Genomic DNA, 12,240 nt, shown 5'->3' on the forward strand with positions numbered 1-12,240 from the left:
AACTCCCTGTGGAAAACCCGCCCTCCGACACGAACAACAGTTCCCACCGCAATCGCCGGCCGCCGATACAGCCAATCGGTCGGCCGAACACAGCCCGCGAATCAGTTCCTCGTACAACGAATCCGTACACCGAATCCGCCCCGTCCCCCAGCGAATCCAGCGCCCCCGACCAGCCGCGAATCCCCACCGGCCCCGGAAACAAAAGCGGCCACCCCCACCAGGTCCTCACCCCGGCAAAAGCGGCCGCCAACGACAGCGCGGTCCCGTCACCTCACCCCGGATAGACCGGCGCCGTCCCGTCCGCGTCCACCTTCTGCCACTGCGCCCCGGAGGGCAGCCGTACGATCCCGTCCTCCGAGTAGGCCACCAACGGCATCTCGTCATCCTCGGACGCGGCGATCTCCTTCACACCCGTGAGCGCGGCCGGCGGCGGCCCCTCCGGAGTGGAGCCGTCGACCTGGACGTACCGCGTCTGCTGCACACCACCCTGCTCACGTCCGACCACCACGAGCCTGCTGTCGCCGGCCCAGGACATGGTCGTGACCTCCTCCAGATCCGGTGTCGTGGAGCGCAGTTCCCGCACCGAGACGCTCTGCGGGTCCCCGGTCCTGCCCTCCCGCTCGATGCGCCCGACGAACAGAGACTGCTTGCCGGCCTTCTCGACGACGAGCGCGATCCGCACCCCGTCGGCGGCCACCCGCAGGTCCCTGATACGCCCGTCCAGCCCGGGCGTCGCCACCTCCAGCGGCTTGCCCGCGCCCTCCTTGAACAGCAGCAGCCGCGGATCGGCGGGGTTCCGGTCGGCCACCCACAGATCGCCCTCGGTGTCCCAGCTCGGCGTGGTCAGCCGGTCCTCGGCCGTCTTGCCATTGCTGACCAGCACCGGATCCCCGAGTGACCCGCCCGACACCAGCGACCCGACGTACAGCGCCTTGCGGTCCATGCCGACACCGGCAGCCGTGTGCTCGTCACGCGAGACGGCCACCGACCGCAGATCCTTGTCGCCGTCGCCCAGCGCTCCGGGCACCGGCACCGGCTCGGCCTTCGTACCGCCGGCATCCGCTTCGGCCGAAATCCGCACCAGCCGGTGCCGGCCGTCCACGAAGTACAGGTACGCGGGATTCTCGACCGAACCGCGGGTGGCGGCGCCGTTGGCCTCGTTCTCCTTCACGGAACACAACTGCTTGCCGCCCGCCTGAAGTTCCACCGTGTCCACCGCGGGGGTGAGGTTCTGCACGGTGAACAGCAGCTGGCTCGCCATCGCCTCGCACTGGTCCAAACCGACGTGCCCGGCCTTGGCATTGAGCGGCACCGTCAACATGTTCTGGTCGTCGGGAGTCAGCGAGGAGACCCCGTCCTTCAGCGCGGTACCGGTCGGGAAGCGCGTCCTGACGACAGGGTCGAGCCAGCTCGTCGGCCCGCTCAGCAGGGATCGCACCAGCTGCGTCATGGGGTCCACGCGTTCGCGCACATACACGGGATCGGCGACCGCCACGGTCTGCGGAGCCGTCGCCGCCCGCGTGTTCGAGGCGAAGTAGTACTTGTTGACGGACACGTAGTTGCGCTGGAAGTCCGACTTACCCATGACGACACCCGGCGGAGGGCTGTCGATCCGCCACTGCTTGGTCTTCTTGTCGTGCACGAGGTGCACGGTCTCCCGGTACTCACCGGAAGCCGGCGCGTACGACTGCTGTGCGTCGACCACGGCCACCTTGGTGCCGGTCAGCGTGAACGACGTGTCTTCGCCCTGCTCCCGGCCCACGGGAGGCACGACGTCGGCGCCGGGCCCGTCGTCGAGCACGGTGGTGGACAGCCCCGGCTGCCACTGCTTCGCCGCACTCCGGGTCAGGTACTTGCGGGCCGTCTCGTAGTCCGGATCGTCGCTGGTCAGCGCCTCCAGAAAGCCCTGCACGATGTCCAGGGGCTCGGCGTCCTCCTGCGGCGGCATCGCGTAGACCCGCACCTGGGTGTCCTGTCGCGGGGTGGCGTCGACCCCGCGCAGATCCCCGCTGTCCGGCATGGAGGCACATCCCGCCAGCAGTACGACGCCACAGGCGACGTACGCCACCGCCCGCCCTGGCGTGCGCCGGCCGCCCCCCTCGCGGTCAGCGTCCACGGAATGCCTCCCCCTGCTGTTCGTACGACTCCCGCGCCCCTGAGTCCGGGCGGCTCACCGTCTCACCGGACCTGTCCCCGGCGGACGTGCTGTCCGGCCGTGGCGCACCGGACGTCGGCCTGGGCACCACGCGCGCGCCATTGCCGGGCAGCGCCGTCGGATCGGCCGTGGGTGTCACCGAGGCCGACCTGGGCGCTATCGGGTCCCGCGAGGTCACCTGGTCACCCGTCGGCTGAACCGGCACGGTGGCCGCCTTGTCGCCGCCCCCACGCGGCAGACCGGCGTCATCGAGTCCACGATTGCGGCGCGAGTCCTTGGGCTCCAGCGGTATCGGCGAGCCCCGCAGCGGCTCGTCGGCCGTCCTCGGCAACGTCAGCCGGAACTGCGAACCGCCGCCCGGCTCGCCCCACGCCTGCAGCCAGCCGCCGTGCAGCCGCGCGTCCTCCAGGGCGATGGACAGCCCCAGTCCCGTACCGCCGGTGGTACGCGCGCGTGCCGGGTCGGCCCGCCAGAAACGGCTGAACACGCGCGTGGCCTCGCCCGGCTTCAGCCCGACGCCGTAGTCGCGCACTGCGATCGCCACCGCCCCGCCCGCCGAAGCCAGCTTGACCACGACGTCCTTGCCCTCGCCGTGCTCGACGGCGTTGACGACGAGATTGCGCAGCACCCGCTCCACGCGCCGGGCGTCGGCCTCGGCTACGACGGGCTGCTGATCGCCCACGACCCGGACCGTGGTGCCCTTGCGCTCGGCCAGTGGCGCGGCCCCGCCCACCACGCGCCGTACGACCTCCCTGAGGTCTATCGGCTCCGCCTCCAGCGCCGCCGCACCCGCATCGAAGCGGCTGATCTCCAGCAGGTCCGCGAGCAGCGTCTCGAAGCGGTCCAGCTGGTCGGCGAGCAGCTCGGCCGACCGCGCGGTCATCGGATCGAAGTCCTCGCGCGCGTCATGGATGACGTCGGCGGCCATCCGTACGGTCGTCAGCGGCGTCCGCAGCTCATGCGACACGTCCGACACGAACCGCCGCTGCATCCGCGACAGGTCCTCCAGCTGCTGGATCTTCAGCTGAAGGTTCTGCGCCATCTTGTTGAAGGCTTCACCGAGCCGCGCGATGTCGTCCTCACCGGTGACCTTCATCCGCTCCTGGAGCCGCCCGGCGGACAGCCGCTCCGCGATCCCGGCAGCCATCCGCACCGGCGTGACGACCTGCCGCACCACCAGCCAGGCGATCGCGCCGAGGAGTACGACGACGAAGAGCCCGGCGGTCGCCAGGGTGCCCTTGACCAGGCTGAGCGACTTCTCCTCCTGAGTGAGCGGGAAGAGGTAGTACAGCTGGTACGGATCGCCGTTGGGGTCGTTGACCTGCTTGCCGATGACCAGGGCCGGCTGGGGCTCCTGATAGGGGTCGTAGACGATGCGGGTGTAGCTCTGGGCGGCCGTCGTACTCTCGTCGATCTTCTCGCGCAGAGCCTCGGGGACGCTGGCCGTCGGGTCGACGTCGCCCGAGGCACGCGGCCCGCGCCCGCTGCCGCTGTCGCCACCCACGGGCAGGGACACCACGTCAAAGGCGCCCTGACCACCGCTGGAGAGCGAATAGACGAGATTGCTCATCCACTCGATGACGAACTGGTCGGACTGACCCTCCGCCGGGGCCGCTTCGTCGGTCCCGGCACCGGCCTCGTCCGCCTTTTGCTTAGCCACCGCGAACCCACCGGTGGCCTGGCTCTGCGACGCCTTGACCTTGGCGTCGAGGAGCCCGTTGCGTACCTGCCCGATGACGACGAAACCCAGCAGAAGCACCACACCGAGCGACATCAGCAGGGTCGTGGCGACGACCTTGAGCTGGATGTTGCGCCGCCACAGCCGCATCACGGGCAGCAGAGGCCGGCGCACCCAGCGCATGAAGAGCCTGAGGACCGGGCTGCCCTGGACTCCACCCTGAAGCAGTCCACCCTCGATGAAACGTCCCCAGCGGGAACCCGCCGACTTCCGCCCGACAGGCCGCCCCGCACCCGCCCCGGTCCGTCCCGGCGACGAAGCAGCACTGTCTCCGGACATGTCAGCTGGGCCCTGCCTTGTAACCCACACCACGGACGGTCACCACGATCTCCGGCCGCTCCGGGTCCTTCTCGACCTTGGAGCGCAGCCGCTGCACATGCACATTGACGAGCCTGGTGTCGGCGGCGTGCCGGTAGCCCCACACCTGCTCGAGGAGCACCTCACGCGTGAACACCTGCCACGGCTTGCGCGCGAGCGCCACCAGCAGGTCGAACTCCAACGGCGTCAACGCGATCGACTGCCCGTCCCGCTTCACGGAGTGCCCGGCCACGTCGATGACCAGGTCACCGATGGCGAGCTGCTCGGGAGCCGGCTCCTCCGACCTCCGAAGCCGCGCCCGGATCCGGGCCACGAGCTCCTTCGGCTTGAACGGCTTCACGATGTAGTCGTCGGCACCGGACTCCAGGCCCACGACCACATCGACGGTGTCGCTCTTCGCCGTGAGCATCACGATCGGCACGCCGGACTCCGCCCTGATCAGGCGGCACACCTCGATGCCGTCCCGCCCGGGCAGCATCAGATCCAGCAGCACCAGATCCGGCTTGGCCTCACGGAACGCGGCCAGCGCCTTGTCACCGTCGGCTACGAAAGACGGCTCAAAACCTTCACCACGCAGCACAATGCCCAGCATCTCGGCAAGTGCGGTGTCGTCGTCGACGACAAGGACTCGTCCCTTCATAAAGACATCATCCCATTCTCATAACAGTGGTGAAGGCAGTGGTGAGACAGCTCACCGACCAGTGACCTTAGTCGTACTGGACCGTCACTGTCTGCCTCGGCCGCCGCCGCGAAGGTCCGCCGTGGATTCAGGCGGAATACGTGGCCACCGCATCCGGATCAGCTGATCGTCACCTCCCGGGACCTCGCACACAGCTCGGCAAGAGCCTCGGCCGTCACCGGCGACACCACGCCCTCCTCCGTGACGATCGCCGTCACCAGCTCGGGCGGCGTCACATCGAAGGCCGGGTTGTACGCCTGGGTCCCCAGCGGCGCCACCGGAATCCCACTGCCCGCCTCGGTTCCCGCCACCGGCACCTGGGGCGCCGCGATCTCGGTCACCTCGTGCCCGGGCCGCTGCTCCACCTCGATCGACGCCCCGTCCGGCGTGTCCGGGTCAACCGTGGTCACCGGCGCCACCACGATGAACGGCACATGGTGGTACCGCGCGAGCACCGCGAGCGGATAGCTCCCCACCTTGTTCGCCACCGAACCGTCGGCCGCGATCCGGTCGGCCCCGATCAGCACCGCGTCCACCTCCCCGGCCGCGAACAGCGAGCCCGCCGCGTTGTCGGTCAGCAAGGTGTACGCCATCCCGCTGCGCGCCGCCTCGTACGCCGTCAGCCGGGCCCCCTGGAGCAGCGGACGCGTCTCGTCCACCCACAGCCGCCGCAGCCGCCCCGCCCGGTGAGCCGCGAGCGCCACCGCGAACGCCGTCCCCTCGCCGCCCGACACCAGCGAACCGGTGTTGCAGTGCGTCAGGATCCGGTGCCCGCCGCCCGGCAGCAGTTCGTCCAGCAGAGCCAGGCCACGCTCGGCCATCGCGGCACTGGCCGCCGCGTCCTCGCGGTGCAGCCCGCGCGCCGCCGCCAGCGCAGCCCCGGCCGCCAGCTCCTGGTCACCGCTCTTGCCGAGCTCGGCCCGGTACGCGGCCTCGGCCCTGCGCACCCCGACGGCGAGATTCACCGCGGTCGGACGCGCGCCCGCCAGCACGGCCGCCGCCTCATCCACGTCGAACCCCCGCGCGGCGGCGAGCGCGACCCCGTACGCCCCCGCGATGCCGAGCAACGGCGCCCCGCGCACGGCGAGCGAACGGATCGCCTCCACCAGCGCGGACGCGTCCGTACAGACCAGTTCGACCTCCTCGGCCGGCAGCCTCGTCTGGTCGAGAAGCACCAGGACGGGGCCTTCGGGTGGCTCCTCCCAGCGGATCGCCGGTAGCTCGGTGGACTTGCTGTCCTCGCCGGTTTGCGCGTACTGATCAGCCATGTCGTCAGTCTGCCCCTTGTGCGCCGGAGTATTGAAGGTGCGCAGCCCATACCGCGGCTGGTCCTTCGCCGACCACCCCATGGCACGATGGCTGCCAACTTGCCGCCGCGACCGCGGACGGGCACCGTGAAGGAGCGACGATGAACGACACTCCGGGCTGGGCCTCGCCCGGATCCGCCCCGCCCGACGGGCACAAGCCCGGCACGCCCGATCCCGCCGAGCCCGCCGACCGGCCCGAGACTTCGAACCCCGTGCAAGAGCCGCAGGACAATCCGCAGGACGCCGACTCGAAGTGGTCCCAGGAACAGCCGCCCCCCGGTCAGTGGTCCGCCCCCACAGGCCCCGCCGCTCCCGGCCAGACGCCTCCGCCCCCGCCGCCCGGCCCGGGCTGGGGATCCCAGCCCCCCACCGCCCCGCCCGGAGGCTACGGCCCTCCCCCGGGCTGGGGCGGCGGCTACCACGGCTGGGGCGGCCCCCCGCCCGCGGCCAAGCCCGGCGTGATCCCCCTGCGCCCGCTCGGCGTGGGCGAGATCCTCGACGGCGCGGTTTCCACCATGCGCACCTACTGGCGTACGGTCCTCGGCATCTCGCTGACCGTCGCGGTCGTGACCGAGGTCCTCGTCATCCTGCTCCAGGGCTTCGTCCTGAACGACAGCGCAGGGACCGAGGCCCTCAACGACCCCAGCGCCAGCGCCGACGAGCTGACCCGCGCCCTGGGCGAGACCATGGTCGGCAGCACCGTCGTCTTCCTGATCTCCCTGATCGGCACGGTCGCCGCGACCGCGCTGCTGACAACGGTCACCAGTCGGGCCGTGCTCGGCAAGCCGGTCACCACCGGTGAGGCCTGGCGCGACGCCCGCCCGCAGGTACCGAGGCTGTTCGGCCTGATCTTCCTGCTGCTGCTCATCACCTTCGGTGTGCTCGCCGTCGGCGCACTGCCCGGCATCCTCGTGGCCGCCGCGGGCTCGAACGGCGGCGGCATCGCCCTCGTCATCCTGGGCGTCCTCGGCGCCGGCGTCGTCGCGCTGTGGCTGATGATCCGCTTCTCGCTGGCCTCGCCCGCGCTGATGCTGGAGAAGCAGAGCATCGTGAAGTCGATGAGCCGCTCCACGAAGCTGGTCCGCGGTTCCTGGTGGCGAGTCCTCGGCATTCAGCTGCTGGCCGGGATCATCGCGAACATCATCGCGGCGATCGTGGTCATCCCCTTCACCTTCCTCGCCGCAGCGCTCAGCGGTGAGGGTGTCGGAGGCTTCGTCAACGGCACCGGCGACCTCGGCTGGACGTTCCTCATCATCAGCGGCATCGGCTCGGTGATCGGCTCCATGATCACCTTCCCGATCACGGCGGGCGTCACCGTGCTCCTCTACATCGACCAGCGCATCCGCCGCGAGGGCCTCGACCTCGAACTGGCCCGCGCAGCCGGCGTCCAGGGCTACGGCACCGGCTCCACTCCCGGGAGCTGATGCGGTGAACCTGCCGGGGGGAGTGCTCACCATGCTGCGCGCCGGCGACACATCCGTGCTGTCACTGGCACGGTCCGCCGACGAACCGCCGCTGACGATCCCGCGCGATCCCGCGCGGGAGGCGGCCCGTCGCGAGCTGTCCAAGCGCATGTACCACGAGAACGATCCCAGCTGGTTCCAGCGCGCCCTCAACGCGTTCTGGGACTGGGTCGACAAGCTGTTCAACACCGCCTCGTCCGCGACGCCAGGGGGACCACTCGGCCTCGTCGTCGTCATCGCCGCCGTCCTCCTGGTCGTCGGCGCGCTGTGGTGGCGCCTGGGCACTCCGCGCCGCGGGCCGGCCTCCTCCGCCGCCCTGTTCGACGACCGCCCACGCAGCGCCGCCGACCATCGCGCGGCCGCCGAGGCACACGCCGCGCAGGGCCACTGGAACCAGGCCGTCCAGGAACGCATGCGGGCCATCGTGCGCTCCCTGGAGGAACGCACCCTCCTCGACATCCGCCCCGGCCGCACCGCGGACGAGGCGGCCGCGGAAGCGGGCCGCGCCCTGCCCTCCCACACGGACCGGCTGCGCTCCGCGGCCCGGGACTTCGACGACGTCACGTACGGCGGCCGGACCGCAACCGAGCAGTCGTACCACCGCATCGCCGAACTCGACCGCGACCTGGAACGCACCAAGCCGGTGCTCGCGGCCAGTGCGAGCAGCCACAGCGCGGCCCACAACGCCCGCCAGGGAGCCGCCGAATGACCACCGAGGTCACGCTCCCGTCCACCTCGGCCTCGCCTACCGCCCGCCAGGTGTGGACCCGCGCGCGAGGCATCGTGCTCGCCCTCGTGCTTCTCCTCGTCGCGGCCGTGGCGATCGCGGCGATCCGTTCCACCGAACGCCACGGCGGCCTCGACCCGCGCTCCGCGGACCCCTACGGCAGCCGCGCCGTCGCCGAACTCCTCGCCGACCGAGGCGTCGACACCCGAGTGGTCACCACCCTCGACGAAGCGCGCGCCGCGGCCGGCCCCGACACAACGCTCCTGATAGCCGTACCCGACCTCCTGACGCACCGCCAGCAGACCCAACTGCACTCCGCGGCCGCCGACTCCGAGGGCCGCACCCTCCTCGTCGCCCCCGGCAGCTGGTCCGTGGAACGGCTGGCCCCCGGCGTCGTCGCGGACCCCGCCACCAGCCTCGACTCGACGCTCTCCCCCGACTGCGCCCTGCCCGCGGCCCAGCGCGCGGGCACCGCCGACACCGGCGGTATCCGCTACACCGTCACAGTCCCCGGCTACGACGAGTGCTACCCCAGCGAGCGCCTGCCCACCCTGGTGCGCGTCCCGGCGGCCTCCGGGAACGGTGACACCGTCGTGCTCGGCGCCCCCGACATCCTCTACAACGACACCCTCGACGAGCGGGGCAACGCCTCGCTCGCCCTCCAACTCCTCGGCTCCCGCCCCCATCTGGTCTGGTACCTCCCCTCGCTCTCCGACCCCTCCGCCACCGACCCGAACGAGGAAAAGGGCTTCCTCGACCTGCTCCCCTCGGGCTGGCTGTGGGGCACACTCCAGCTCTTCTTCGCGGCAGCACTCGCCGCCCTGTGGAGGGCACGCCGACTGGGCCCGCTCGTGCCCGAGAGACTCCCCGTGGCGATCCGCGCCTCCGAAACCGTCGAAGGCCGCGCCCGCCTTTACCGCAAAGCCAACGCCCGCGACCGCGCGGCCACCGCTCTTCGCTCCACCATCCGCACCCGCCTCGCCCCCCTCGTAGGCGTCCCCGTCACCCAGGCACACGCGCCCGAAGCACTGCTCCCCGCCTTGTCCGCCCATCTCCACAGAGACGGAGACGGACAGTCCCTGCAGCCCCTCCTCTTCGGCCCGCCGCCCAGCGACGACGCAGCACTCATCTCCCTAGCCGACCAACTCGACGCCCTCGAAAGAGAGGTACGCCGTTCATGATGGACCCGACCACTGACAACGCCGGGACCGCCGGGGACCCGGGCCCCGCCAGGGCCTCCCTGGAAGCCCTGCGCGCCGAGATCGCCAAAGCCGTGGTCGGCCAGGACCCCGCCGTGACCGGCCTCGTCGTCGCCCTCCTCTGCCGCGGACACGTACTACTGGAAGGAGTCCCTGGGGTCGCCAAAACGTTGCTCGTCCGCGCCCTCGCATCCGCACTCGAACTCGACACCAAGCGCGTCCAGTTCACCCCCGACCTCATGCCGAGCGATGTGACGGGCTCCCTGGTCTACGACACCCGCTCCGCCGAGTTCTCCTTCCAGCCCGGCCCGGTCTTCACCAACCTCCTCCTCGCGGACGAGATCAACCGCACCCCGCCCAAGACCCAGTCGTCCCTCCTGGAGGCCATGGAGGAACGCCAGGTGACCGTCGACGGCACCCCGCGCCTCCTCCCCGACCCGTTCCTGGTGGCCGCGACCCAGAACCCGGTGGAATACGAGGGCACCTACCCCCTCCCAGAAGCCCAGCTGGACCGTTTCCTCCTCAAGCTGACGATCCCGCTCCCCTCCCGCCAGGACGAGATCGACGTCCTCACCCGCCACGCCGAGGGCTTCAACCCGCGCGACCTGCGCGCCGCCGGCGTACGCCCCGTGGCGGGCCCCGCCGACCTCGAAGCCGCACGCGCCGCGGTCGCCAAGACCACGATCTCCCCCGAGATCACCGCCTACGTCGTCGACATCTGCCGCGCCACACGCGAGTCCCCTTCCCTCACCCTGGGCGTGTCCCCGCGCGGCGCCACGGCCCTCCTGGCCACCTCGCGCGCATGGGCGTGGCTGACCGGCCGCGACTACGTGATCCCCGACGACGTGAAGGCTCTGGCCCTTCCCACCCTCCGCCACCGCGTACAACTGCGCCCGGAGGCCGAGATGGAGGGCGTCACGGCCGACTCCGTCATCAACGCGATCCTCGCCCACGTCCCGGTCCCCCGCTGATGGCCCTCACCGGACGAGCCGCACTCCTCGCAGCCCTGGGTTCTCTCCCTGTCGGCATCTGGGAACCCAGCTGGACGGGCATCCTCGCCGTCAACGCCCCCCTGGCAGTGGCGTGCGCCTGCGACTTCGCCTTGGCGGCACCCGTACGACGACTCGGCCTGGCCCGCTCCGGTGACACCTCCGCCCGCCTGGGCGAGGCCGCTGACGTCACCCTCACAGTCACCAACCCGTCCGGCCGCCCCCTCCGCGCCCACGTGCGCGACGCCTGGCCCCCCAGCAGCTGGCAGCCCGGCACGGAAGTGGAAGCCTCCCGCCACCAGCTGACCGTCCCCGCCGGCGAACGCCGACGCCTCACCACTCGCCTACGCCCCACCCGCCGCGGCGACCGCCAGGCCGACCGAGTGACGATTCGCTCCTACGGCCCCCTACGGCTCTTCTGCCGCCAGGGCACCCACAAGGCTCCCTGGACGGTCCGCGTCCTGCCCCCGTTCACCAGCCGCAAGCACCTCCCCTCGAAGCTCGCCCGCCTGCGCGAACTCGACGGCCGCACCAGCGTCCTCACCCGCGGCGAAGGCACGGAATTCGACAGCCTGCGCGAGTACGTCCCCGGCGACGACACCCGTTCCATCGACTGGCGAGCCACCGCCCGCCAGACGTCCGTCGCCGTCCGCACCTGGCGCCCCGAACGCGACCGCCACATCCTCGTGGTCCTCGACACCGGCCGAACCTCGGCAGGCCGCGTGGGCGACGCCCCCCGCCTTGACGCCTCCATGGACGCGGCACTGCTCCTGGCCGCCCTCGCCTCCCGCGCCGGCGATCGCGTGGACCTCCTCGCATACGACCGCCGAGTACGCGCCCTGGTCCAAGGCCGAACGGCCAAGGACCTGCTCCCCTCCCTTGTCGACGCGATGGCCTCCCTCGAACCCGAACTCGTCGAGACGAACGCTCGGGGCCTCACAGCCACAGCCCTGCGTACGGCCCCTCGCCGCTCCCTGATCGTGCTGCTCACGAGCCTCGACGCCGCGCCGATCGAGGAGGGCCTGCTGCCAGTCCTTCCTCAGCTGACCCAACGGCACACGGTCCTTCTGGCCTCAGTGGCGGATCCCCATATCGCCCGCATGGCCACGGCCCGCGGAAACACCGATGCGGTCTACGAGGCCGCAGCAGCTGCCCAGGCACAGACGGAACGCGATCGCACGGCGGAACAGCTCCGCCGCCATGGAGTGACTGTCGTCGACGCGACACCGGACGATCTGGCTCCAGCGCTGGCCGATGCCTACCTGGCATTGAAGGCGGCAGGCCGCCTGTAGACGAAAAAAAAGGGGGGCGCGAAGCGCCCCCTTGAGGAAACCGAACCTGAAATGCAGAAAGGCCCACACCATAAGGTGTGGGCCTTTCTGTCTAAAAGGAGTTCGGCGGTGTCCTACTCTCCCACAGGGTCCCCCCTGCAGTACCATCGGCGCTGTAAGGCTTAGCTTCCGGGTTCGGAATGTAACCGGGCGTTTCCCTCACGCTATGACCACCGAAACACTATGAAGTTAGACCGGAAACACAACACGGTCGTTGCCTCAGAACTAACACAGTGGACGCGAGCAAATATGGACAAGCCCTCGGCCTATTAGTACCGGTCACCTCCACCCATTACTGGGCTTCCAGATCCGGCCTATCAACCCAGTCGTCTAC

The 12,240-nt window shown here is 70.7% G+C and carries 9 protein-coding genes and 2 rRNA genes; 5 read left to right on the forward strand and 6 right to left on the reverse strand.

Going from position 1 to position 12,240, the window contains the following annotated elements; translation table 11 throughout:
• Positions 1-271: 271 nt before the first annotated feature.
• The 4 genes from RNB18_RS33065 to mtnA form a co-directional block, all read right to left on the reverse strand.
• Positions 272-2,116: an LpqB family beta-propeller domain-containing protein gene (locus RNB18_RS33065; protein ID WP_311717776.1), complete on the reverse strand. Its 1,845-nt coding sequence runs from the start codon at positions 2,114-2,116 to the stop codon at positions 272-274.
• Positions 2,106-4,172: an MtrAB system histidine kinase MtrB gene (mtrB, locus tag RNB18_RS33070; protein WP_311717777.1), complete on the reverse strand. Its 2,067-nt coding sequence runs from the start codon at positions 4,170-4,172 to the stop codon at positions 2,106-2,108. Before mtrB ends, RNB18_RS33065 begins: the two co-directional genes overlap by 11 nt.
• Position 4,173: 1 nt before the next feature.
• On the reverse strand, positions 4,174-4,851 hold the full coding sequence (gene mtrA / locus RNB18_RS33075) for a two-component system response regulator MtrA (protein WP_009333493.1): 678 nt from the start codon (positions 4,849-4,851) through the stop codon (positions 4,174-4,176).
• Between the two features lie 158 nt (positions 4,852-5,009).
• Entirely contained in the window at positions 5,010-6,158 is a 1,149-nt protein-coding gene (gene mtnA / locus RNB18_RS33080) for an S-methyl-5-thioribose-1-phosphate isomerase (RefSeq protein WP_311717778.1), read from the reverse strand.
• A 140-nt stretch (positions 6,159-6,298) separates the two neighbouring features.
• On the opposite strand from mtnA, the gene RNB18_RS33085 reads away from it, so the two are divergent.
• The 5 genes from RNB18_RS33085 to RNB18_RS33105 are packed head-to-tail and all read left to right on the forward strand — an operon-like array spanning position 6,299 to position 11,867.
• The gene (locus RNB18_RS33085) at positions 6,299-7,621 is read left to right on the forward strand and encodes a glycerophosphoryl diester phosphodiesterase membrane domain-containing protein (RefSeq protein ID WP_311717779.1); all 1,323 of its coding nucleotides are present in this window, start codon (positions 6,299-6,301) and stop codon (positions 7,619-7,621) included.
• A gap of 31 nt (positions 7,622-7,652) precedes the next feature.
• Positions 7,653-8,369, forward strand: a complete 717-nt coding sequence (locus RNB18_RS33090; protein WP_311717789.1) for a DUF4129 domain-containing protein — start codon at positions 7,653-7,655, stop codon at positions 8,367-8,369.
• Entirely contained in the window at positions 8,366-9,568 is a 1,203-nt protein-coding gene (locus RNB18_RS33095; RefSeq protein WP_311717780.1) for a DUF4350 domain-containing protein, read from the forward strand. The genes RNB18_RS33090 and RNB18_RS33095 overlap by 4 nt, the downstream gene beginning before the upstream one ends.
• Positions 9,568-10,557, forward strand: a complete 990-nt coding sequence (locus RNB18_RS33100; RefSeq protein ID WP_311717781.1) for an AAA family ATPase — start codon at positions 9,568-9,570, stop codon at positions 10,555-10,557. Before RNB18_RS33095 ends, RNB18_RS33100 begins: the two co-directional genes overlap by 1 nt.
• A complete protein-coding gene (locus tag RNB18_RS33105) occupies positions 10,557-11,867 on the forward strand; it encodes a DUF58 domain-containing protein (protein WP_311717782.1) in 1,311 nt (436 codons plus the stop codon). The genes RNB18_RS33100 and RNB18_RS33105 overlap by 1 nt, the downstream gene beginning before the upstream one ends.
• Before the next feature lie 100 nt (positions 11,868-11,967).
• On the opposite strand, the gene rrf is transcribed toward RNB18_RS33105, so the two are convergent.
• Together rrf and RNB18_RS33115 are read right to left on the reverse strand one after the other, a co-directional pair.
• Positions 11,968-12,084, reverse strand: a 5S ribosomal RNA gene (gene rrf, locus RNB18_RS33110).
• Between the two features lie 71 nt (positions 12,085-12,155).
• Positions 12,156-12,240, reverse strand: a 23S ribosomal RNA gene (locus tag RNB18_RS33115); the annotation flags it as partial.

Origin of the sequence: Streptomyces doebereineriae (genome assembly GCF_031845645.1) — a bacterium.
Lineage (GTDB): Bacteria > Actinomycetota > Actinomycetes > Streptomycetales > Streptomycetaceae > Streptomyces > Streptomyces canus.